The organism is Citrobacter sp. XY323, assembly GCF_025106035.1.
Lineage (GTDB): Bacteria > Pseudomonadota > Gammaproteobacteria > Enterobacterales > Enterobacteriaceae > Citrobacter > Citrobacter braakii.
The window spans coordinates 281,525-305,944 of record NZ_JANYUK010000012.1 but is presented as its reverse complement, the minus strand read 5'-3'; the positions used below and the strand labels follow the sequence as shown (position 1 = coordinate 305,944).

Genomic DNA, 24,420 nt, shown 5'->3' with positions numbered 1-24,420 from the left:
TATTTAACCCTGTAATTTTATAAAGAGCTATTTTCAGAAAGTAAAAGCTACTCTCAACGCATTGTCTTTATTAAAACAACTATATCCGCTTTCTTATTTGTGACAATGGAAAAAGTAAATCGAAGATTATCGCTAGATATCCAAAGCTCTTCCCTACCATTATCACTATAATCATAAAGATGAAAACCAAGACCTGTTAGATAATTACGAATAACTTCTGCATCACCACCGTGAAAAATAATAAGATTTGTTTCCCGAGTACTTCCCTCAGGAGAAATATATTCGAAATAATAATTATTTGAGATCCTTGGGGCCTGCTTGATATCAACATCTGTGTAGAAATAGTAATCAAAAAAATCACTTTCCCGATATTCTAATTTATCTGGCCAGGGTATTAAAAGAGGTGACAAGGAAATCAAAGCAATAGTCACCAGTAATATTTTATAGTAGCTCATTACCATTCACCTCGACAAAAATGAATAATAACCGCCATCCCCGCTGATCACTTGTACCCGACCAGAAGTGAAATCACTCCACGGTTGCACCCATGTCATAAACGAAGGCAAACTCCCTTTATAGGGTTTATGAACAGCACAATTATCCGACGGGTCTGGAAACAGTAATGGTAAAAATCCTTTATTCTTATAATTGCCTATCGGCCCATAAAAATCCCATCGATTCAGTGCTCGCTCTTTACTGACTAACCTTAGTCTTGACTGGTAGTCTGAGGGAAGAATTGCCCTGTAGAAGCCTAAAAGATCAGAGGTAAGATCCTCTCCGCTAAAACCACTGTCGGTATACCAACTAAAGCACCAATTAGCTTGCAAACTTTCAAACAAGCGCGCCGTCGTCATCATCATGGCCAACGCAACGCTGTTTTTCTCACATGCAGATAAACCTTGTTTGATACGCCACTTAACAAACTTTCCTGTACCAAACTGGCGATGGTATACAAACATTTTTTGGCTATAAGTGACTTCATAATAACCATCACAGCCTGATTCACCTCGTTTTATATCTATCATCAGGTTTTTGATATCACTTCCCTGTGCATGGCCTATATCTATCCATCCCAATATTTCGCTATAAACAAGCCCTGTTTTACGAGTCGATGTCCACTCAGAAGGTTCAATAATATCGTTACGTTTACTCATTATTAGCCCTTAACTCAAACTCAATACTACAAGTAGATCGGACAGAATAACGGTAAAGAACGCTTAACTGCTCCAGCCCCTCAAAACGCACCACATCCAGTGCATGCGGGCATGAAGGAATCGTTAAGCTGTAGCGGTTAAGCGTGGGCCGTGATGTTGTTAGTTCCATATTCATAGAGTTAACTCCATTTAATTAAATATATTTACGTACTTATAAAACCATCATAATACTGACCAACACAATTTCCCATTAACTAAAAAATCACAGATAATCATCCCAATTACTACGCACATGAGGCCAGCCAAATCTCATCATAAAATACCCTAAAACAATCAATAAAATATTTCCCGCGCCCCATAAATATCGAAACGCATCGTTAGAAACAAAAAAACCAAATAAAAAAGGCAATGCCAAACATGCATAATATATTACCCATCAGATATGAAAAATAATACATTAAATATATTACTATTTCTCTAAACTTCCCAGACCTTCCAGAAAACATTGGCAAACCTCATTAAAAAAAACCTCATTTGTATTGTGAAGCTCAATTGCTTTTTCAAAAGGTGAAACAAGATCTTCTATCAGAAAATAAAGCAGATCCAGGTCTCCCATATCTTTCAATTTTTGGTAATGGCCAGGACTCCTTGCAGCCAGATAGCGAGATGTATAGATTGCCCTGGATACCTCCGCTCCCAACGAAAGAAGCGAGCCTATACAAGCACCTGAAAAAAATGCCGTGACCAACCGATTAGAAATAACATACCCAATTTTAACGCCAGTTAGCTCTGAGAAAATCATCCTTCCGGCACTATCCCCAACTATTTTTTCCACCATTAAAGAAAAATCCAGTCGAGAAGAAAAATCATTAATAAAAACCCCAACAACCTGACCTATCAACTCCTTATTAAACCCCACTTTATTAATAAGTCTGGCAAACCTGTATTTGTCATCTGCATTCGCTCTGTGATGTTCTGTATCCATAAAATCATAAGCCAGATATCCCATACTCACCGGAAATGATATAAGCCCTTTTGTCAAAGCAGCTATAAATCCAGAATCATCAATGTTAATAGCTTCGAGCATATCTTTGGCAAGCTCTTTAGCACCATCCATATTTAGTCCTGTTGCGCAACGCACATCCCAGTACAATATAAAACCCAGCATTAGTCTTATCTCTGGGTTTTATTTTTCACTCGTTATCAATTATCAATTATCAATTCAATTCCCTCTTCATCACTCCAACTCAAAGTGAGCTGCTGAGGTTTTTGCTGCCGGGAAAGATACGTTAACAACTGCTGGCTGAGCACTGGCAAGATTTGTTGATTCAGCAGGCTATCAATATTCCTCGCCCCCGTATCCGGTAGCAGACAAGCGGCTGTCAGGGCATCAAAAAGGTTCTCAGATATCGTCGTAGTGATGCCGTAGTGACGCAGTAATCGCTGTCTAACTTGATCCAGTTTCATTTGTACAATCGTACGTAACGCAGGTTCACTGAGCGGATGGTAGATAATAGTCTGGAAGCGGGCCAGTAGCGCCGGCTGGAAATGATCACGCAAGAGGGGGCGCAGCAACTCGTGCAGATCGGACTCCGTGGTTTCCGGCTGTTCTTCCAGCATCTGCATCACAGCGTCGCCGCCAAGATTGGAAGTCATCAAAATAACGGTGTTGCGAAAATCAATTTCTCGGCCTTCACCATCTCGCATGAAACCGCGGTCAAATACCTGGTAAAACAGGTTTATGACGTCGCGATGCGCTTTTTCTACTTCATCCAGCAATACCACGCTATAAGGGCGTTTTCGCACTGCTTCAGTCAGGATCCCTCCCTGACCATAACCCACATACCCCGGAGGTGAGCCCTTGAGTTGGCTCACGGTGTGCGACTCCTGATACTCAGACAGATTAATCGTGATCAGCGATTTTTCACCGCCAAAGAGAATGTCAGCCAGGGCCAGCGCCGTCTCCGTTTTCCCGGTTCCGCTTGGTCCAGTTAGCAGAAAAACACCCTGTGGGCCGTTTTCCGGCGTAAGTCCTGTTTTTGATGCCCGCAACCGCTGTGCGATAGTATTTAGCGCGTAATCCTGCCCGACAACGCGGTTTCCCATCTGGGTTTCAAGCGTCAGCAAGTCTGTCTGGGAGTCCTTCATTAGTGAAGACAACGGTACACCGGTCCAGTCGGCGATCACCGTAGCAACTGTGCGCGCGTCTACATCCGGAAACAGTAAAGGATGGCCCTGCTGAAGCACACTAAGCTGTTGCTGCAATTCAATCGTTTCCGCCTGACGAGAAATATCACGGCGGCAGGTCAGCAGTTGCTCAGTGAGCGCTATTTCCTGGCCATACTGGGTTTCCAGTTCATCAAGCTCGACAAGCAGGCGATTTTCATGCTGTTCAATGCTGGCCAGCCTTTCATCATGCTGACCATTTCCTACTGCGAGGTCTGCAAGCAACGCCTGTTTTTCAATTTCAAGCGCGGTGATCTCCGACTTCAAGCGCGTAAGTGGTTCAGGAACGGTATCAAGGCACATCCGTACTCTTGCACCTGCGGTATCCAGCAGGTCGACGGCTTTGTCGGGTAATTGCCGCCCTGTAAGATAGCGGCGAGAGAGCATAACAGCGGCTTTAACTGCTTCGTCGGTGATATGAACGCCATGGTGTTCCGCGTAGCGTGATTTCAGACCACGCAGCATTAAACAGGCAGTGTCATCATCCGGTTCATCCACTTTAACCATCTGAAAACGCCGCTCCAGCGCAGCATCACGCTCAAAATACTGTTTATATTCGCTCCATGTGGTCGCTGCGATGGTTCGCAATTCACCTCTGGCCAGAGCGGGTTTTAGCAGGTTGGCTGCATCAGCTCCCCCCGCCTGATTACCGGCCCCAATGATGGTGTGTGCTTCATCGATAAAGAGCAGAACAGGAGTTGGCGATTGCTGAACGGCATCAATGATATTTTTTAATCGCTGCTCAAACTCACCTTTCACTCCAGCACCTGCCTGCAACAGCCCAAGATCCAGCGTACGTAAGGTTACTGTTTTCAGGCTATCCGGCACGTTACCTTCAGCAATACGCAGCGCCAACCCCTCCACCAAAGCGGTCTTGCCGACGCCGGGTTCCCCAACCAGAATTGGATTGTTTTTTCGACGACGAGATAGCACATCCACCATTTGCCGAATTTCATTATCACGACCAAATACCGGATCGATATCACCGGCACGCGCTTTCGCGGTCACGTCTAATGTAAATTTATCGAGCACACCTTGTAATGCGGGCGACAAAGTCGACTGGGCCAGATTTCGCCCCGGTTCATCATCAGAGGTAAACTGTGCCAGAGCGGCCTCTTGCTGTCTTTCAGGACGTTCATCCGACTGAACATTTAATAGCGGCAGGAGCCGTTCCAGTTGAGTATGTCCTGCGCTCAGAAGAGGCCACATGCCGTCACACTTCAGTAGCGAAGGCTTTCCCACCAGCGCCATCAGCAGATGCACACCACGTATCTGCGAATTTTCATCCGTTGCTGCACACAGCCACGCTTGTTGCATTAAAGAGAGGAGTACATCAGACAACTGCGGGCGGCTTTTTACGGAACGAGGCTGAACATCCAGATGCGCCAGCAGCGACTGCCAGAGATTGTCGATATCCCATTCATAACGACGTGCAATGACAGTAATATCGCCCTCTCCCTGTTCCAATAGCTTCAGTAACCAGTGTTCAGGTGTGATTTCTGCATGCGCACGCGTTTGGCATAACGATGCCGCCGCTTCAAGCGCCTGAGCACAATAGGGGTTGAGACGTCGTAATAACACTGCTGACTGGTGTTCCATTTGCTTCCTGACTCCCTGTATTCAGGCACGCTACCGCCCGTGGCCGTAACCCAATGCCCATAAGGTAATAGTGACGTTGATACTCTCTGCTAAATCCCCGCGCCGGATACTCAGCAGAGGGCATAAAAAAACGGATGAGGAAATCCTCATCCGTTAGTGCGTTACGCGGTGGTACGCTCGTTCCAGGCGTCAGAATGGATAATGTTGCCATCCTTATATGTCCAGACGATCTTCTCGTAGCGCAGTTCAATCTGTTCCAGGTGGTTATGCTTCTCTTTAGCCGGATCTTTGATGTCGTACATCACAGGATTTACTTTCACCACTTTCACGTTATGCAGAGTGGTGTTGAAGTATTCCACTTCCTGACCAGCATCATTGATGCGATACCATTTGAACTCTGCCTGACGCAGGGTCTGACCAGTGGTTACAGCCTTGTACAGATACGGGCTGGAAGCATCGATTTCCTTAGTGAAAAGAAACGGGGTATGGATGCGCGTCCCGGTCAACTTACCGGTGTTGTTATCGGTAGGGATGTACAGGTTATGTTCCTGAGCCACTACTTCGATACTGCCCACACGGTCTTTCACATCAACAGAGCCCTTAATATCCGCACCGCCGTCGTCTTTCAGCCAAAGGTAGACTGGAATTGCCATAACTCTTTCTCCATTTTTACTTCGTTAATGCGTCACCGCCTTGCGGTGACGGTTCCTTCATGCCCGACACCCGACAGGCATCAGCCTGCGGTACCAGACTGATCTCTACACGGCGGTTGGCAGCCCTCCCCTCCGGCGTATCGTTGGTTTTGTAGGGACGTAATTCGCCGTAACCCTGAACAGCAAAACAGCTCTCCGCGACGTCACCGGTATCACGCATCCAGTCGCGAACAGATTCCGCGCGTTTGAGAGAGAGCTGCTGATTAGATTTATCGTCACCCACATCATCGGTATGCCCGGCGATGACTATCAGCCAACCGGGCTTGGCTTTGATATTGACCAAAGCTCGAATGAGTACTTTTGTTGAACCCGCTTTTAACGCCCATTCGCCCGTATCAAACAGCGACATACTGTCCAGTCGAACGGTATGCGGGGAGGCCACTTTCGGTTTTTCAGTTGGCAGCCAGTCGCTGATGGCGGCCTGCAAAGGCGGGATCAATCTCATCCCCTGATACAATCCCATTGAAAGAGAAAGGGGCTCACCACGCTGATACCAGCGATCAAGCCGCTGTGCATCACGACGAAGCTGTTCCTGGGCCTGAATCTTTGGCTCGGCAGGATTGCCAGTAAGATGGCGGTATAACATCAGATGATCGTTTGTGATCCTGATGAGATGTTGGTTATTGATAAAGCTGCACGTCATCGCCAGCCCGACAAAAATGCCGCATAGCAGACCGCTTACGCCCAGCGTTCGTTGAAATGCTGTCAGTGCCCGGCGGCGGGATAAAAAAGGCAATGCTAAATCAGGAAAAGGCAGCAGTACGGGCGCTGCTGATGCCGCAGGAGAAAGCGTTGTTTGAGCAGCGATATGCCGTTGCCACAGATTATTTTCGTAAACCGCTAATGAGGTGAAACACACAACCCGTAAAGCAGAGAAAAGAGGCGGAGCATTGCGTTCGGTATCGCCTTGCACCTTCTTCAGCCAGCCCAGTAAATTATCTAACCACACTGCATGTGTTAGATGAGAGTGGCGAGCCGGGCGCTCTTCCGAAGAGAAAGGTGCAAAGTCGTCTAATCCCGTAGCTGACTGCACCTCTGCATCCTGAGGGGTTCGAATAAACCAACGTACAGTCTCATTACATTGAGGAGAATTCAGCCAACAGCACAACCAAAACGGCGGTATACCTGATAACCAACGCCGACTCTGGGTTACCACACGCCGCCAACTGAGTAGCATATGCTTAAGCGCATCTTCATCTTTATGCCGTTCTGGGGTCAATGCCAGCATCACGGACACGCGCATTAGAAGCCCCGGGCGCTGCACAGCTATCTGACGAACCAGAGCAATAAAATGTTCCGGGGACTGGACAGATAAATACCAGCCCTGCGAACTCTCGCAAGAATCGCTACGTCCGGCAAACAATGGCTCATTGTCGCCACACACCAGCACGACAGGCCCACTGAAACTCTCCGGAGGGAGCGCAACTTCACGAGCAGAATGCTCAGGCTTCAACCGACCATACTGACGCCAGCCATAAACGATCCCTGGAATGGAAAGCAATAAAACAATGACGGTAAGGCCGCCCCGGATACCCGCACTTACTGGGCTGAATCCCCAGACCAACAGCAAAGCCAGTACGGCCGCCAGCACATAGTTAACGATCCCTCGCAACTGGGCCATGTCTTAACCCTGCCCAATCAGCTGAGCAATCTGCCCTTGTAAGACATGAGAAAATGTTAGCCACAAAGCCCCCAACGCCAGCGCGCCAACAATCCATGCCAGCCACCAGCGGCGCTTACCGCCAGAGAAGCCGGACGCACGCATGATTACTGGTGAATCGTGTTTTAACTTAAAAGGCATCGCCTGAGTTGACAGCGCTTCGAGAACATCTTCACGACGTTCATCACCCTGCTCACGATAGCGACCCACAAAACCAAGCGTGATTGCGCGATAAAAGCAGGTTAATACGGCGGTATCAGGAACGGGCTCGCGCAGTACGGTACGAATGCGCTCCCAGAGCTCTTCCCCGGCATTGGTGGTATTGAAATAGTGGGCCTGTAAGGGTGTCGCAAGCCAGGTGATATAACCGCTATCCTGCCGGTTACGGTTTAACACGCTTTCATCCAGTAACGCACATTGGGTGTAGAGCATGTGTTCAACGCTGTGCTCGCTGTACCCCAGATCACGCAATGCATTACGCGCAGAATCCACCCATTGGCAGGCCCGGCGATAAAAAGCAGCCCCATCGTCGACTTCCAACCCGCCACGTAGCTGGCTTACAGCAAGCCAGGTTGGCCAGAACACCTGATCAATATCCTTATTCATTTATTTCAATCCCTTAATACGGCGAATAACTCGAGTTGAATCTCTCCCAGCGTTCCCGGCACATAGAAGGCGCAATTACCAGCGTCCAGCATGGCCTGAGCTGCTGGATGATTAATCTCAAGAGCAAAGTATTGATTTTCCAGTCGTAACGGGATGGCTGCGGGTACATGCGTCAGCGGTTTTAACGGAATTCCGCTGAGTGCTACATTGACTACATCAGACACGTCTGCCCTGCTCCCCGCTTTACAGAGCTGTGGAAATTGCGTCAGTAGGACATGCGCAGGGAGATCTGAACGAACGGACAGGTAAAAATCAGCGCCTTCACGCAGTCGAGCATCCGACAGTGCACCATTCCAGAACTGTCTCTCCTGTGTCAGCTCAATAGCGACAACACGAGATGGCAGGCTGGCTTCCAGCAGTTCCACCAGCAATGCAAACAATGGAGGGAATACTTGCTGCGGATTTGCGTGCTGGTATGGCGGCACAACGCTGACATCATTTTCTAATGAAAAGGTCAGCAGGCTGCCCGCTAACCGCGCCAGTTCACGCCACAAAAGTTCGGGATGACGGCCTGGGTTTTGCAGCATTTCTCTCAGTACAGGCTCTGAGCTATTAAGCGCATTTAGCAGCCAAAACAACGAAACATCTGCTACCGCAAAATCTGCCATTCGTTCGTTACTTTCACGACGCAAGGCCATCAGACGGCGACAACGGGCCTGGATGCGATGCACCAAATCACTGAGAGAATTGATTAATAAGGGGCTGGCTGAGAGTGAAAGCGATGGCGGTAAAAAATCGCGTCCCAGCTCCCATTGCCCCTGAGCATTACGAGTCAGGCAAGCTACCGGACAGGTCAGATAAGCGCTGTTATCATCGTGGGCATACCGGAGGGTGATAGCATGCCGCAGCACTGCCATATCAGTCCGTTCCTGACCAGAGAGATCCTGCACTGGCAGCCATTCCTGCTGCCAGCGACACGGACGGCTAACGCCGTTGCCTGACGAAAGATTGCCGCCATTAGCCGAAAGCAGCGGCAACGCCAGGACGATATCAACGCTGCTGTAACCAGTAAGATGCGATAAATCACACGCCGGAGGCAGGTTATCTGAAATACCTGTATCCACTAACGTACCGTCAGGAAAACGCACAACCAGATTAACGGGATTCAAACGGGAAACCGTTAGCGCACTTTCATCAAACTCCGCGCTGATAACGCCCCACGGTGATGAAAGTGACATATGAGCCACAACGTCGGCTACATAGGCATCCCAACGTGTCTGTTGCTGAAACTGCTGGGGAGCCAGAAAGGCCCCCTCGCTCCATAACGGGCGATAGATCTTCATCGCACCTCCTGTGCATTGTGTCGTTAAGATTTCGACTTAGGCATTTGTGAAACTAACGACAAACTGACGTCCATACCTTCAACCTGAAAATGCGGAATGGCATACAGGCGCACGCGGAAGAAGCCTGGGTTATCCTCAATATCCTCCACCACAACACGCCCGTCACGAAGCGGGTGTGAAGCCTGCAAGTCATCGCCAGGATCGGTCATTTCGGTTACCAGACTGCGCAGCCAGTTGTTCAGTTCAAGTTCAAGCAGACGGCGATCTTTGGTCGTACCTATATTTTCTCGCTGCAGGATTTTCAGGTAGTGAGCGATACGAGAAAGCAGGAAGATATACGGTAGACGTGAGTTAATCCGGCTGTTAGCCGTCGCTTCCGCTGTATCAAACAGCGCAGGTTTTTGAGCCGAGTTAGCAGAAAAGAAGCAGGCGTAATCACGATTCTTATAATAAGAAAGCGGAATAAAGCCGAGGTTGGCGAATTCAAACTCCCGGGTTTCTGGAATCATCACCTCAGACGGGATCTTCACCTGATTACCTGTCCCCAGATCGTACAGATGGATAGGCAAGTCTTTAACCGCACCACCCGCCTGTGGTCCACGGATCTGGACGCACCAGCCATTCTTGATAAAACTTTTCACCATGTTCACAGCGAAAGAGAAAGAGGCGCTGGTCCACAGATATTTTTCATGATCCGGGCCCTTAACTTCTTCAACATAGTTAAAACTACGTACCGGCACGGTATCAGGACCATACGGCAGGCGACCCAGAACACGCGGCATAGTTAATCCGATATAGCGTGAATCGTCGCTATCACGGAATGCTTTCCACTTGATGTATTCAGCTCGTTCGAAATAATCATTGATATCTTTTATGGCCGCGACTTCTTCCATATTTTCCTTCAGGAAGAATTTCGGCCCAACGGAACCAATGAACGGCATATGACAGGCAGCCGACACACCCGAAATATTGCGCAGCAGTGCAATATCCTGTGGGCTGTTATCAAATTCGTATGCTGAAATCATTGCCGCAATGGGTTCGCCGCCAGGCTGATCATATTCTTCAATATAAACATGGCGATACAACCCGCTTTGGATAAGTTCCGGCGCGTCGTCAAAATCATCACGCAGCGCATCCTTGCTGATATCCATCATTTCTACACGGACATTTTGGCGAAAATCGATACCGGTGATCATCGAATGCACACCACGCCAGAGCGATTCTTGTTTTTGAAATTCAGCATGGTGCATAACTTCATTAACCTGGTCGCTAATCTGCTTATCCAGACGAGCAATCTGCTCATCCAGCAGCGTTTTATCCAGGCGCTCTACTGGCTGCGCAGCATCCGCGAGGCAAGAGACCAGAACCTGAATAGCGGCGGTCACGCGTTCAGCCGGAGCGGCATCAGAAAGCGCTTCATCGCTCTGCCATGCATCTACATTTTTTAATGTCGAAACCGGGGAAAGATTAATTTTGTCAAAGAGGGATTGATAAACGCTGCGTTCACTGGTCGTGGTGGTCGCGACTGAAGAGGTATGTTCCTGAACAGACATCAACATATTCCTTTTATGATCCTTTACTATTCCTGCCAATTAAGCGGAGGAAACCCTGTATAACGTTAAATCTCTTCTGGCATCATGGTTGCCAGTTCATCACGCAGTTCCTGACTCAGGGCTGGATTTTTGAGGATGATTTCCAGCTCGCGACGAAAAGCAGCGTTATCGAGTAAGTTAGATTTCAGGTCGCGCAGTAAGTTACGCATAGCCAACAGAACGCGTAATTGTGGGATATTTCGTGCGACCTGTTCAGGTTCAAAATCGCGGATATTTTTAAAGGTAAGGTTAATATCGTCAGTTCTGTCATCACCAGCTAACGTATTTTTAACACTCATATTTACTACTGGTGCGAACTTAGCTAACACATCATTGAAATTATTTTTATTAATATCAACCTTTTCGCGCTCGGATAATGGTCGTTGTTCTCTACCATTACTGAAATCACCTACAGCCAAAAGTTTTAACGGCAATTCAACCTTTTTCTGAACGCCTCCGGTATGTAAATCTAACTTAATATTAACGCGTGCCGTCGGCACTTCATTCTGAAAACTGTCACCCATACGTCCCTCTCAGACCGGCGGTTCCTGCCGATATTTTACATTTCCTAACGGAGCATTTTCCAATCGCTCAACGTGTTTCTTACAACGTCATTTCTGCGGGCAGTCAACAACAACTGTTAATGACAATTAACGATTATAATTAATACGCTAACGTAATCCGACATATTACCTGAGATAAAATATGATCAATATCACTAATACACCAAATAATACATTAGTATTACTCATCTAAAAACAAAATCAAGAAAGTATATTATCTAATACAAACGGAGGAAATTGATTAACGTTGAAAACATTCATAAAAAGAATGTTTTTGAGCTATAAAATATTAATTAAAGTAATAATTGTCATTATATCCATATTCCATGTAACTTATTTAGATATATAATCAGCGTCAATTTAACTACAAACAGAAAAAAGCCGGAGATATACCCCGGCTTTTCGCATTTCAATCAAGAACTCGCAAAAAGATTACTCTTCCTTCACTACAATCAGCGGCTCGATATCGCTCTCTTTTTTAATCACCAGCGACTCATCGCCGCGCAGGCAGGTCCCCCCATAGTTACCGCCTACGGTGAAGGTACAAACCTGAATATATTTACCGGCAATTTTTGGCAGACACCAAAGCTGCTGATAAATGTTCTTCTGCTCGGCAAACTTACCGCTGGTTTTATCCAGTAACTCTTCCTGATGGCTCACCAGATCGATGTTGCTGCCACAACGTCCTGCAATAGGTTTCACTGCATAACCGGTTTGCGCCAGCTCTTCATTAACAGTGAAATCAGTATCAAGCAGATAGCGGTGGTGTGGGAACAGTTGCCACAGGATCGGCAGAATCGCTTTATTACCAGGGATCACCGTCCACAGAGGTTCAAAGACCAGCACTTCCGGGCGCAGCAACACGTCGATTAAACGCACTTCCTGATTCGTATGCCCGGTACGAATTGGTACCGCAGCGTACTCCGTTTCACTGACCTCTCGCACCTGCTCAATTGCGGTTTCCCACGCCCAGGTTTTCCAGACGCAGTTCACCAGACGACCGTCCCCGTCAATCAGCTGACCAGCGTCATCCCAACGTAGCTCATCGAGGCCACGCAGAATTTTACTGTCAAACCCGGCCTGACGTAGCGCCTGCTGCATAAACTGAGCGTGGTAGTTTTCCTCTATATCTTTATCCTGCATGATGTGGACAAAAGGACGCGCGCGGCTGTGCTTCCAGGCCCCCGCCAGTTCGTTGATCAATCCTTCAGCTGGGTTGTGTCCCTGTCCTGTATAGCCCTGCTCGGCCCATCTTTCGAGGATCAAACCAGCTTCGGTATGGCACGATGCGGAATCGGCGTTGTACTCATACACCTTCAGTCCGCGTTCATCCATACAGAAATCCATACGTCCTGTAATCATATGATGCCGACGACGCTGCCAGGAAAGGCGCAGACGCGGCCAGAGGATTTTCGGGATATCGAACAGCGCCAACAGGTTGTCATCTTTCAGCACTTTGTCGGTCGCGTGCAGATACATCAGGTGCAGCTCGTTGGTGGCTTTGATCAGCTCCTGCTCTGCACTCTCGGTAATGGTGAAGTACTGATGCGGATCCTGATTAATCACGTGACCGTTCGCCAGCACGTAGGCTTTCTGCAGCGGATCCTGTTCATCAAGCCATTTACCGTCAAACTGCCCGTTATCTTCCAGTCGCGCGCCGCCAATTTTCAGCGAGTCATTGGCGATCTCCGGCTGCGGCAGGCTGTCACGGGTATCATCGGTCTGGATCATCCAGCCAAGGATGGTGGTGTCGTCAAAGGTATCACGCAAGGTGTAACAACCGTTTTCAACCACCATCTCCAGTTCGCGGGTCCACTGCTGTCCGGGAGGCAACGGCGTATGGAGCACGTTCTGTTCGGCAATACGGATTTTGTTTTCCAGCAACTGGGTGACGACCGCCACATGGCCGGTATCGTTAAACTCACCGCCTTTTTGCCAGATAAGCAGAGCACCGGCTACCGGCGCGCGGGGTGAACCATTCGGAAATGCCTGTAACGGCAGGATATTGTCATTCACCACTTCGCGTAGAAAGCGTAAGGAAAAGATCTCCCAGGCCATGCCTACATCGGTGAAGACCACGCCATAATTAAGGAAGAGAAAGCGGCGTGCGAACTCTACGCACTGCCATTTGTGGCCCATGTATTCGTCGTCGATATAGCTGCGAAATGCCGCATCATCGTCGTAGTCCCGTGGGTCGAGGGAGCTGTAATCTGAAGAGTAGATTGCTACGCCGCCTGGGGCGTAGCCCAATAATGTCCCGAATGGGGCATCCTGACTGGTCGTTCCTTTGCTCATGCACCTTACCTCAAAACAATACAGCCTGAGCAGGTTGGCGTGAATTTTTCGCTCTGATTGCCTGCTCTGCGACACTAACCGGACAGAGGTCGACATCATCATACACCTCAACGCAGCGGCTGGCGCTCAGAGGCGAAAAATTCGCAGCAGGAACTACGCTTTTGTCACGGTGACCGGTACGCTTTTATACGCCGGAGTCAAACTTTGTGTGTCCACCGCATCCAGCGAAAGCAGGACATTCGCTTCTGGCAGATAAGCGCCTATTGAGCCCACCGCCATGTTGTAAATCACCACCGTCAAGCCGCACATAATGCGATCCGCACAGGGCTGGCCGCTGTCGTCCAGCGCCTGAACGTTGACCACATCTCCCTGGTTCAGACCGCGAGTCGCCGCTTCTTCAGCGCTTAAAAACACCACATCCCGACGACCGGTAATGCCACGGTAGCGATCGTTCATACCATAAATAGTGGTGTTGTATTGATCGTGGCTGCGCAGCGTCGCCAGAACCAGTGCATCGGCAGGCTGATTTTCTCGCTCTACCGCCCGCTGATGGCTGACGATAAAGTTGGCTTTACCATTCGCCGTTCGCCATTCACGGCGCGAAGCGGGCGTATCCATACGAAATCCGCCCGGCTCGGCAATACGGGCATTGTAATCGTGGAACGCCGGGATCACGGCTTCAATGGCGTCACGGATCAGCGCGTAGTCCCCGGTTAACGCTTCCCAGTTGATCGGCGAAAGCGGCAGAGTGGCGTGTGCCATGCCCGCCACAATCGCGGGTTCCGATTTTAACCAGCGGGAAGCTGGCTTCAGCGCGCCGCAGGAAGCGTGGACCATCGACATCGAGTCTTCGACGGTCACCGACTGGATCCCCGTCGCCTGAATGTCGCGCTCCGTTCGACCTAATGCAGGCAGCAGATAATTATGCTTTGCCAGCAGCAAATGCGATCTGTTCAGCTTGGTCGCAACATGGACCTGCAGATCCAAATTTTTCATCGCCGCAAAGGTACGCTGCGGCTGCGGCATCGCCACCGCCAGATTGCCACCCATGCAAATGAGCGCTTTTGCCTCTCCCCGTTCGATGGCCCGAATACTCTCCACGCTGGAGCGGCCATGTGTACGCGGCACACGGATAGAAAAATGCGTCTCAAGGCGTTGCAGGAAGTCTTCGGATGCCGCTTCGTTGATCCCCACGGAACGGTCGCCCTGCACGTTAGAATGACCGCGCAACGGGCAGATCCCCGCCCCCGGCTTACCCATATTGCCTTTCAGCAGCAGCAGGTTTACCAGTTGCTGGACGTTCTCAGTACCGTTTTTATGCTGGGTGATGCCCAGACCATAACAAATAATAGTGGCACGAGATTTACTGTAGCTGTGTGCCAGGTCTTCCATCTGACTGCGCGTCAGGCCCGAGTCCTGTTCCAGCTCCGCCCAGTTATGCTGACGTAAGTCATCATACAACGCTGCATATCCAGCAGTATGCTCATCGATAAACGCATGATCGAGTGTCGGTTGCTGATCCAGTAAGATCCGCGCTTCATCCATTTCGATCAGCGCCTTCATGATGCCTTTGAGCAGCGAGGCGTCACCGCCCATTTTTACCTGGTAGTAGTCGTTGCTCAGCTGCGTCGACTGACCGGTGAACATCTCTTTCGGGCTTTGCGGGAAACTAAAGCGCTCAAGCCCCCTTTCGTTCAGCGGATTGATAGAGATAATTTTAGCCCCGCGTTTGGCAACGTCGCGTAAGGTGGTCAGCATACGTGGATGATTAGTGCCAGGGTTATGCCCGATACAAATCACCAGATCGCAATGGTCAAAATCGTCAAGTTCAACGGTCCCTTTTCCAAGCCCAATGGCCGGCGTTAGTCCTGCGCTGGTCGGTCCGTGGCACATGTTTGAGCAATCAGGAAAGTTGCTGCTGCCATATTCGCGGGCAAAAAGCTGATACAGGAACGCCGCTTCATTTGACGTTCTGCCGGAGGTGTAAAACTCAACCTGCTGGGGTGAATCATAGCTGCGCAGACGCTCGCCTATCTCCTGGAAGGCGATATCCCAATCCACCGCCTGCCAGGTATCTGATGCTGCATCGTATTTCATCGGATGCGTCAAACGACCGATATTTTCCAGCTCATAATCGCTGTAGTGCCAGAGTGTGGAAACCGGGTGACGGCTGAAAAATTCCGGTGACGCTTTTTTACTGGTTGTCTCCCAGGAGACCGCCTTAACGCCATTTTCGCACAGCTCCATTGGCGCACGATGCCCTGGGTCCGGCCACGCACAGCCCGGACAGTCGAACCCTTTCACCTGGTTCATTTTGAACATCGCGATAATGTCGCGGGCGACAGCCTTTTGCGAAAACACCGAAGCAGTGACGGCTTTTACCGCGCCCCACCCACCCGCCGGGCCCTGATAACCGCTTACTCCTGGAACACCATTTTTCATTATTACTGCTTATTCACCGCCAATTTTTAATGGTGAATACGGTAGCAATTTCCGTCCAACATTGATTTCCTCTTCATGGAGTACGGAGCGAGTACAATGAACGGGTTAGATTTATCTTCCCCTTTCAGCACAAAGCGACATAAAGTTCCAATCTGTTAAATTGAGTTCTACCTAACTGCTACACTGCATCAACACAACCACTCAGAAGGCAGGTCAATATGTCAGACAATACCTATCAGCCCGCGAAAGTCTGGACGTGGGAAAAATCGAACGGGGGCGCATTCGCCAATATCAACCGCCCGGTTTCCGGAGCCACCCACGAGAAAACGCTGCCGGTTGGCAAACATCCGCTGCAGCTCTATTCGCTGGGTACGCCAAACGGGCAGAAAGTGACGATCATGCTGGAGGAGTTGCTGGCGCAGGGGGTGAAGGGCGCGGAATACGATGCCTGGATTATCCGCATTGGCGATGGCGATCAGTTTTCCAGCGGCTTTGTTGAGGTGAATCCGAACTCGAAGATCCCGGCGCTACGCGATCACTCGCAAAACCCACCAGTTCGCGTATTCGAATCTGGCGCAATCCTACTCTATCTGGCGGAAAAATATGGTTACTTCCTGCCGCAGGATTTGGCAAAACGCACCGAAGCGCTGAACTGGTTGTTCTGGTTACAAGGCGCAGCGCCGTTCCTCGGCGGAGGCTTTGGCCACTTCTATAACTATGCTCCGGTTAAAATTGAGTACGCTATCAATCGCTTCACCATGGAAGCCAAGCGCTTACTCGACGTGCTGGATAAACAATTGGCACAACATCAGTTTGTGGCCGGAGATGAATACACCATTGCCGATATGGCGGTCTGGCCATGGTTTGGCAATGTGGTTCTGGGCAACGTCTACGACGCAGCAGAGTTCCTTGACGCAGGAAGCTACAAGCACGTACAACGCTGGGCAAAAGAGATTGCAGCGCGTCCGGCGGTTAAGCGTGGTCGTATTGTAAACCGCACTAACGGACCGCTGAACGAGCAGCTTCATGAACGCCATGACGCCAGCGACTTCGATACCCAAACCGAAGATAAGCGCCAGAACTAAAATAAATTGCCGGATGGCAACCGCTATCCGGCAATTTCATTCAGGATTTGTCACGCGCTGGTGACGTCGTACTCCATGCGGCGAAGTGCGTCTAACGTGGCTTTAGCTTCATCTTCATCAATGATGCTCATGGCGAACCCTACGTGCACCAGCACCCATTGCCCGACCAGCTCAGCTGTATCACCTTCACAAATCAGGGCAATATTGACATCACGTTTGATGCCGCACACTTCAACCTGCGCAAGCTGGTGAATATCTTCACCAACGGCCAGAACCTGACCAGGGACTCCAATACACATATCTGACTCCGCCCCATAGCAACCTATGGGTTATTCGACTTCAATACTTTTCACTTTCAGTGAATCGCCAGCATCAACCCGCAGGCGATCGCCCTGACATTGTGGACACTGCGCATCATGCTGGGTGATTTCCACAACCTGACTGCAATCCCAGCACCATGCCTGGGCTGGCTTGTAATCAATATGCAGCTCACAACCCTGAGCCAGCGTCCCCTGACAGACGATGTCGAAACTGAAACGAACGGCGCTCTCTTCAACGCAGGAGAGCGCCCCAATTTCCAGCCAAACACCGGTTACACGTTTGACACCGTGCTGCTCTGCCTGCTGTTGAACAATCTCAACCGCGCTCTGACAAAGGGACAGCTCATGCATTTTCGCAGTTCCGACGACCCAGCAGCAACGCGCGGCGATTAAGCTGCGGCGCATTCGGATCGCTAACCGGCAGCGATAACAGCATTCGCGCGCAATCGTCAGTCAGACGCATGCCTTCTTGCGCCGACATACTGTGCGAAAGCGGCGACATCAGTGAGCAGGAAAGGTATTGCGATACGCCCTCCAGTTCACCAACGGTAAAGGTCATCTCGCCATACGGCAGACGCAGTCCGATTTTTTCGCTGACTTTACGCACCGGCCAGATCTGGTCCGGTCCGGGGAAAATCAGTGCGCTGAGCATCCAGGGCGTGATAACACACCCCGTCCACTGTCCTTCAAACAGCGTAAATTCAGAGACATATACCGGCATGTTCGGATGCAGGAAAGAGAGATCGTGCATTGAACGCCGGGCAACCTCTTCAAACGCTGCCTGAATTTGCATCTTCGGGGCCGTCTGAAAACCGACAAACTCCTCAGACATGAGCCGCCTCCCGCGGGATCGCTTCAACACCTGATTCGCGAAGCGCGGCAAGAACCTGCTCAAGCGCAGGTTCAATCATCGCTTCAACCGTTGGCGTTAGTCCGATATGCGGCTCCAGCGATTCCGGAATAACACCGACTAACGTCAGCTTTTTCGGAAACTCGCCGGTGAAACGCAGGGCCGACAATACGTCGGCCAGACCAAGCTGGTGCGGTGAGATTTTGTTGGTAAACAGCGCCGGGATCTCTTCATCCCGCAGGACCATCATCGTTCCTGGCGTGTTTTTCTTCGACACAATGGCGTCAGCAATGATCAGATGATCTCTGTTCGCCATATCACCGAGAAGCTCCATCCCAGCCGTACCACCGTCCAGAACATCAACAAAGTCTGGCAGGACGTACCGTTGTTCTAATGTTTCAACGATACGTACCCCGATGGCTTCGTCGGTCAGCAAAATATTGCCGACCCCTAAGACTAATATCCGCATTACAGAACCTTAACTGAGACCACTTCGTTCCCATCAACGTCCACCACATGCACCGCACATGACATACAAGGGTCGAAGGAGTGAATGGTACGAACCACTTCCAGCGGTTTGTTTGGATCGGCAATCGGCGTACCTACCAGCGAACGCTCATACGGTCCCACTTCATCATTAAAGTTACGTGGGCCAGAGTTCCAGGTTGACGGTACTACCGCCTGGTAGTTGCTGATAATGCCATCTTTGATCACCATCCAGTGAGACAGCATACCGCGCGGCGCTTCGAGGAAACCGACACCTTTAAATTCACCCGTTGCCGGGATATCCGGTTTCACGAAGGTGGTGTGGTCGCCTTTGCCGATGTTCACAATCAGCGCATTGTACTGATCCTGCAGAACGTTCTGCAGTTCACAGCAGTGAACGGTACGGCCAATAATACGGCCCAACGTAGAGTGCAGCTGTGACACTTCGATAGTTTTACCCGTCAGTTTGGTGTAAATCGCGATGATTTCATTCAGCTTGGCATGGGTAGACTCGCGTTTGGCCGCCAGTTTACACAGCATGTTGGCCAGCGGACCCACTTCAACCGTTTTACCGTAGAAGGTCGGTGCTTTAACCCAGGAGTACTTGCCGTCATCTGACCAACCGGTGTAATCAGGAACCGTTGTGCCTTCCCACGGAGCCTGCGGCGCTTCGTCTTTGTACCACGCGTGTTTCGCACTCTCCTGAATCCCTTTGATCAGGTACTCATCGGAGTGAGAGGTGATCGGACGATAGGTCGACAGATCTTCATTGGTGATGTAACCACCCGGGAACAGGAAGCTGCCGTTTTTACCGTCAGTCGGGAATTCCGGTGCGCTCAGATAGTTAACCGCACCTTGACCACGTTCCAGCCACTCAGGGTAGAACGCAGCAATAACTGCGGTATCAACCTTGTAAACCTGCTCAACGAAGTCGCTCAGCTTATCGATAAAGGACTTGATATACATCAGGCGCTCAAGGTTCAGCACGCCAAGGCCGTCGAGGTTAATTGGGTTAGCAACCCCGCCTACCGCCAGGTTCTGAATGTGCGGCGTTTTACCGCCTAACAGCGCCACAACACGGTTAGCATCACGCTGGCATTCCAGCGCCTGCAGGTAGTGAGCGACCGCAATCAGGTTCACTTCTGGCGGCAGCTGCATTGCCGGGTGACCCCAGCAACCGTTGGCAAAAATGCCTAACTGACCGCTGGCAACAAGGTCTTTGATCTTGTTCTGAACCTTAGTGAACTCTTCTGCGCTGTTCAGGTGCCAGGAGGACACGCCGTTCAGCATGGCAGACGCTTTCGCTGGATCTGCTTTCAGTGCAGAGGTGATATCCACCCAGTCCAGCGCAGAGAGCTGATAGAAGTGAACAATGTGGTCATGCGTAGTGTGCGCGGCCAGAATGATGTTACGGATATACTGTGCGTTCACCGGAACATCAATATTCAGCGCGCTTTCTGCTGCACGAACGGAAGAGATAGCGTGAGTGGTAGTACAAACGCCACAGATACGCTGCACAATCATCCAGGCATCGCGCGGATCGCGGTTTTTCACGATCTCTTCCATGCCGCGCCACATGGTACCGGAAGCCCATGCTTTAGATACCACGCCATTTTCGATTTCGCAGTCGATGCGTAAATGACCCTCAATACGGGTTACTGGATCAATAGTAATTCTCTGGCTCATGCTTTGCTCGCCTCATGACGATTTTGATCGTTTTGTTTTAAAGGAGGAAGTATCGGCAGTAGACGAATGAGTACGATGTATGCACAAATCTCAATAGCCACAAAACCAATAGAAATCAACAGTTCTTCCCAGGTCGGGAAGTAGTGGTAGCCACCACCAGGATTGAACGCCACCAGCGAATAGGACAGACGCCATGTCGCACAACCCAGCAATGCGCTCAGCGCAGACAGATACAGCATGCGTGAGTCGTTACGCAGCTTAGTGACGCGCAGCACCACCAGCGGGAAGACCATCAGCACGACTTCAATCCAGAACATCAGGGAGTAAAGATCGCCTGAGAACGCATAGGACAGCTTGTCGCGATAGATCAGTTCGCCAAAGCGCAGAACCACGAAAATCGCCAACAGCACGCTGATGGTATTCGTCAGCTTGATGAACAAACTTTTCTCGTCCGGACCATTACCTTTCAGCCCGGCTTGTACCAACGAGCCTTCGAAGATGACGATCGAGAAGCCCATAATAAAAGCGGTTAATACGGAGAAAAGCGGCAACATTTCATAAGCTTGCCATAGCGGATGCACCTTATAGCCCGCAGATATCATCAATGAACCCATTGAAGACTGGTGCATAGTTGGCAGCAGCGCGCCAAGGGCAATGATAAAGAACATCACTTTATTCAAACGTTTGAGAGAGACTTTCCACCCCAGACGTTCAAACAAAGCCGGAGCAAATTCCAGCGCCATGATGCCGATATAGATGGTCATACAGACCGCCGTTTCGAACAGTACCGAGTTCACGTTGAAGTGGCCCGGAATGTAGAAATACGGCAGGTTCCAGTAACGACCGACGTCAATGGTGATCGACAGACCACCCAGCGAGTAGCCAAACAGGCTCGCCAGCAGCGCCGGACGTACCAGCGGATGGTATTGTCCTCTGTTGAAAACATACACCGCCCACGCCAGAGCCCAGCCACCGCACGCGAAGCCGGTACCAATCAGCAGGTCAAACGCGATCCATACACCCCATGGGAAACCGCCGTTCAGATCGGAGACTGAGCCTAATCCGAAGACCAGACGTTTCACGATCAGGAGCATACACAGGACGATAAGCGGCCCAAAAATAATGACCGGTTTGCTGATTATTTTTCCGCCCAGCGGTTTAGGATCATGACTCATGATCGTCTCCTCCATCGTGATGGTCGTTTTTCGTGTTACGACGAACCAGCACGGTTAAGCCCGCCAGCGCAGCCAGGGGTAATATCATGCCCTTGTACAAGGAATGTTGAACATGTTCGGAACGCGCACCGGTTGAAAGATCATCCAGTTTCGGCAGATCCAAATCCTCGTAAGGAACGCCCGTCAGTACCATAACCTGTGTACCACCCCCCTCTTTCTCGCCGTACAGATGGGGGTAATACTTCGGTACCGTATGCAGATAGGTATCGCCTGCTTTCACCGTCTGACGCGGATAGTGGTATTCGCTGCCAGGCTTCAGCGCGAGACGTTTTTTCGCCTCAGCCATCAGCTCTTCACGCGTACCAAAAATCACCGCACCGGCAGGGCACACTTCAACACAACCCGGTAAACCGCCTTTGTCCAGACGCTCAACACCTTTCTGGTTACACAGTTCACATTTGTGAAGCGCACCAAACGGGTTGTTGTAGTCATACTTAGGCACATTGTACGGGCAGGCGACCATGCAGTAACGACAGCCCGTGCAGACATCTTTGTCATAGTGGACGATGCCAGTTTTCGGATCTTTCTTCAGCGCGGAGACCGGGCAAACGGAGACGCAGTTCGGATCGACACAGTGCATGCACTGCTTCTTAATGTATGCGTAGCCGTTTTCTTCCTGGTCTTTGTTAACGCCTGTTCCGCTACGCCACACCTGGATGATGTTATTGGTATACGGTGACAGTTTGTCGTTGTTCGACCAGGTCTGCTCGCCTTCCGGGTTACGCGCCGGGAAGTTGATATCCTGACACTTGGTGACACAGGCCTGGCAGCCTACGCACAGCGTCGAGTCATAGAGCATCCCAAGAGAACCAGGGATCGGCGGACGGTTTTCTGCAGCCGCATGGCTGATGGACGGCGCAGCGCCCAACAGCAATGCCCCGCTGGAAGCTGCTTTAATAAAGTTACGTCTGTTCACGGTTATTCTCCCCGTGAGTCAGCGTTATCTTTCTTCTGCTGACGCCCCAGTTCACGAACCGCCATCACGCTGACACCGGCAACCAGTCCTACTACGCCACCAAGCAGCCCAATCGCCCCGGCAGAAATATTGCCGCCTTCTTTCATATTGACGTCAGGTTTCTCGGAACGCGGTGTTTGGTTTTCCACATGAGCAAGCTGGTGAATACCTTTATGGAAACCGACACCTTCTTCGTTACAGCCGTAGCAAGGGTGACCGATAGCCACCGGCCACACGCCGCCAACATCGCAGAATTGCAGCGTTGAGCAGTTGCCGTAGGTTTCTGGTCCTTTACAGCCCAGATGGTAGAGGCACCAGCCTTCACGGTGACCTTCATCGCCAAACTCTTTAGCAAAACGACCTGCATCGAAGTGCGGGCGACGTTCGCAGTGTTCGTGAATCAAACGACCATAGGCAAATGTCGGACGGTTTTTGGTATCCAGCTTCGGCGGCTTACCGTAAGTGATGATATGCGCGACCGTTGCAAGGAAGTTGTGCGGGTTCGGAGGACAGCCGGGGATGTTGATGATGGTTTTGCCTGGCAGAACTTCCTGCAAGCCGACGGCACCCGTTGGGTTAACGCCAGCAGCAGCAACCCCCCCCCACGCGGCACAAGAGCCGATGGCAATGATAGCGGCAGCGCCTTCTGCGGCCCGGCGGATGTGATCTACGATCGGCTCACCGGCAACCATGCAGTAAATACCATTGTCTTTCAGTGGGATAGAACCATCTACAACCAAAACATATTGCCCTTTGTACTTCTCCAGAGCGTTATGTTTATTCTCTTCGACCTGGTGGCCGAAAGCGGCAGAGAGTACCTCATGGTATTCCAGAGAGATTGTCTCCAGAACGAGGTTTTCCACTGTAGGGTGTGTCGCGCGAAGTAGCGATTCAGTACAACCCGTACACTCCTGCGCACCAATCCAGATAACCGGTGGACGCTGAGGACGAGAAACTGATTCGGCCATTTCTGCGGCGGCTTTGCTACTGAGCCCCATGGTAGCGGCCAGTGCTGCACAAAGCTTCATGAAATCACGGCGATTGATGCCGTTCGAATTGATGAGAGAGTTATCTCCAGTCATTTTATAGTTATTCCGTTGCGAAGACCTGGCTTTTATTTTGCACCTTTCGCATGTTGCATATTGCGATCGGCGCGCCATTTACCACACTTTTTATATGGTTATGTGCATTATAATACTTCGGCGGAGCAACAAAACGAAGGCGTAGGTCAATAGTGTAATTAATTAAAGCAAGATAATACCCCTTTCGGATCAAGCTTCGAGACGATAGCCAGCCATGAAAAAACGAATTGTTGTACTGGACTGGTTCTCTTTAAAGAAATCCATAACCATCTCTTTATCCAGCCCATAGCGACGCGTGAGGATCCCCGCTTCCCACGCGCTGAGCTGTCGATCGCCCGTTTTTTCAAACATTCGATGAGAAAATCCCAGCACAAAACCGCGTTTATAATCAGCACAAAAATTGGCCGCCGTGCGTGCGCTATCCGCACTTGACGCGTTTAATCCGGCCATCAAGCCTTTTCCAAAATGGTTGTCCATGCATAACCTCCAATCGCTATATAATAAATTATATAGCGATTTTTTAAGCAA

The 24,420-nt window shown here is 50.3% G+C and carries 22 protein-coding genes; 1 reads left to right on the top strand and 21 read right to left on the bottom strand.

Features of this window, described 5'->3' with window-relative positions:
* Positions 1-53 precede the first annotated feature (53 nt).
* From N0B36_RS17420 to N0B36_RS17365, 12 genes are all read right to left on the bottom strand, one after another.
* A complete protein-coding gene (locus N0B36_RS17420) occupies positions 54-455 on the bottom strand; it encodes a hypothetical protein (protein WP_016157455.1) in 402 nt (133 codons plus the stop codon).
* Between the two features lie 6 nt (positions 456-461).
* On the bottom strand, positions 462-1,154 hold the full coding sequence (locus tag N0B36_RS17415) for a hypothetical protein (RefSeq protein WP_047499243.1): 693 nt from the start codon (positions 1,152-1,154) through the stop codon (positions 462-464).
* Positions 1,155-1,623: 469 nt separating this feature from the next.
* Positions 1,624-2,271 (bottom strand): hypothetical protein, encoded by a 648-nt coding sequence (locus N0B36_RS17410; RefSeq protein ID WP_259688667.1) that lies wholly within the window; start codon positions 2,269-2,271, stop codon positions 1,624-1,626.
* 86 nt (positions 2,272-2,357) lie between these two features.
* Positions 2,358-4,979: a type VI secretion system ATPase TssH gene (gene tssH / locus N0B36_RS17405; RefSeq protein ID WP_259688666.1), complete on the bottom strand. Its 2,622-nt coding sequence runs from the start codon at positions 4,977-4,979 to the stop codon at positions 2,358-2,360.
* A 161-nt stretch (positions 4,980-5,140) separates the two neighbouring features.
* Positions 5,141-5,632 (bottom strand): type VI secretion system tube protein TssD, encoded by a 492-nt coding sequence (gene tssD, locus N0B36_RS17400; protein ID WP_003024437.1) that lies wholly within the window; start codon positions 5,630-5,632, stop codon positions 5,141-5,143.
* A gap of 16 nt (positions 5,633-5,648) precedes the next feature.
* Positions 5,649-7,313 (bottom strand): OmpA family protein, encoded by a 1,665-nt coding sequence (locus N0B36_RS17395; RefSeq protein ID WP_153690009.1) that lies wholly within the window; start codon positions 7,311-7,313, stop codon positions 5,649-5,651.
* Between the two features lie 3 nt (positions 7,314-7,316).
* Positions 7,317-7,958 (bottom strand): type VI secretion system protein TssL, short form, encoded by a 642-nt coding sequence (gene tssL / locus N0B36_RS17390; RefSeq protein ID WP_049283263.1) that lies wholly within the window; start codon positions 7,956-7,958, stop codon positions 7,317-7,319.
* 5 nt (positions 7,959-7,963) lie between these two features.
* Positions 7,964-9,301 (bottom strand): type VI secretion system baseplate subunit TssK, encoded by a 1,338-nt coding sequence (tssK, locus tag N0B36_RS17385; RefSeq protein ID WP_047499236.1) that lies wholly within the window; start codon positions 9,299-9,301, stop codon positions 7,964-7,966.
* 23 nt (positions 9,302-9,324) lie between these two features.
* Positions 9,325-10,854, bottom strand: coding sequence for a type VI secretion system contractile sheath large subunit (gene tssC, locus N0B36_RS17380; protein ID WP_016157464.1), 1,530 nt, complete (start codon positions 10,852-10,854; stop codon positions 9,325-9,327).
* A gap of 65 nt (positions 10,855-10,919) precedes the next feature.
* Complete coding sequence (tssB, locus tag N0B36_RS17375) at positions 10,920-11,417, bottom strand: type VI secretion system contractile sheath small subunit (RefSeq protein ID WP_016157465.1); 498 nt, start codon at positions 11,415-11,417, stop codon at positions 10,920-10,922.
* Positions 11,418-11,888: 471 nt separating this feature from the next.
* A complete protein-coding gene (gss, locus tag N0B36_RS17370) occupies positions 11,889-13,751 on the bottom strand; it encodes a bifunctional glutathionylspermidine amidase/synthase (protein WP_016154486.1) in 1,863 nt (620 codons plus the stop codon).
* A gap of 153 nt (positions 13,752-13,904) precedes the next feature.
* Positions 13,905-16,193, bottom strand: coding sequence for an FdhF/YdeP family oxidoreductase (locus tag N0B36_RS17365; protein WP_200079838.1), 2,289 nt, complete (start codon positions 16,191-16,193; stop codon positions 13,905-13,907).
* 218 nt (positions 16,194-16,411) lie between these two features.
* Here N0B36_RS17365 and yghU point away from each other — a divergent pair, with 218 nt between their 5' ends.
* Positions 16,412-17,278, top strand: coding sequence for a glutathione-dependent disulfide-bond oxidoreductase (gene yghU, locus N0B36_RS17360; protein ID WP_153690006.1), 867 nt, complete (start codon positions 16,412-16,414; stop codon positions 17,276-17,278).
* Positions 17,279-17,328: 50 nt separating this feature from the next.
* On the opposite strand, the gene hybG is transcribed toward yghU, so the two are convergent.
* From hybG to N0B36_RS17315, 9 genes are all read right to left on the bottom strand, one after another.
* Positions 17,329-17,577, bottom strand: a complete 249-nt coding sequence (gene hybG / locus N0B36_RS17355) for a hydrogenase maturation factor HybG (protein ID WP_003024459.1) — start codon at positions 17,575-17,577, stop codon at positions 17,329-17,331.
* 30 nt (positions 17,578-17,607) lie between these two features.
* A complete protein-coding gene (gene hypA / locus N0B36_RS17350; RefSeq protein ID WP_016157467.1) occupies positions 17,608-17,949 on the bottom strand; it encodes a hydrogenase maturation nickel metallochaperone HypA in 342 nt (113 codons plus the stop codon).
* Positions 17,942-18,430, bottom strand: coding sequence for a hydrogenase-2 assembly chaperone (gene hybE, locus N0B36_RS17345; RefSeq protein ID WP_016154490.1), 489 nt, complete (start codon positions 18,428-18,430; stop codon positions 17,942-17,944). The genes hypA and hybE overlap by 8 nt, the downstream gene beginning before the upstream one ends.
* The gene (locus tag N0B36_RS17340; protein ID WP_016154491.1) at positions 18,423-18,917 is read right to left on the bottom strand and encodes a HyaD/HybD family hydrogenase maturation endopeptidase; all 495 of its coding nucleotides are present in this window, start codon (positions 18,915-18,917) and stop codon (positions 18,423-18,425) included. The genes hybE and N0B36_RS17340 overlap by 8 nt, the downstream gene beginning before the upstream one ends.
* Positions 18,917-20,620 carry a hydrogenase 2 large subunit gene (gene hybC / locus N0B36_RS17335; RefSeq protein WP_003024476.1) on the bottom strand — a complete coding sequence of 568 codons (1,704 nt, stop codon included), beginning with the start codon at positions 20,618-20,620 and terminating at the stop codon, positions 18,917-18,919. The genes N0B36_RS17340 and hybC overlap by 1 nt, the downstream gene beginning before the upstream one ends.
* Entirely contained in the window at positions 20,617-21,795 is a 1,179-nt protein-coding gene (hybB, locus tag N0B36_RS17330) for a Ni/Fe-hydrogenase cytochrome b subunit (RefSeq protein ID WP_016154492.1), read from the bottom strand. The genes hybC and hybB overlap by 4 nt, the downstream gene beginning before the upstream one ends.
* Entirely contained in the window at positions 21,785-22,771 is a 987-nt protein-coding gene (hybA, locus tag N0B36_RS17325) for a hydrogenase 2 operon protein HybA (protein ID WP_003828357.1), read from the bottom strand. Before hybA ends, hybB begins: the two co-directional genes overlap by 11 nt.
* A 2-nt stretch (positions 22,772-22,773) precedes the next feature.
* A complete protein-coding gene (gene hybO / locus N0B36_RS17320; protein ID WP_016154493.1) occupies positions 22,774-23,892 on the bottom strand; it encodes a hydrogenase 2 small subunit in 1,119 nt (372 codons plus the stop codon).
* A gap of 189 nt (positions 23,893-24,081) precedes the next feature.
* On the bottom strand, positions 24,082-24,369 hold the full coding sequence (locus N0B36_RS17315) for a DUF2623 family protein (RefSeq protein WP_016154494.1): 288 nt from the start codon (positions 24,367-24,369) through the stop codon (positions 24,082-24,084).
* Positions 24,370-24,420: the final 51 nt, after the last annotated feature.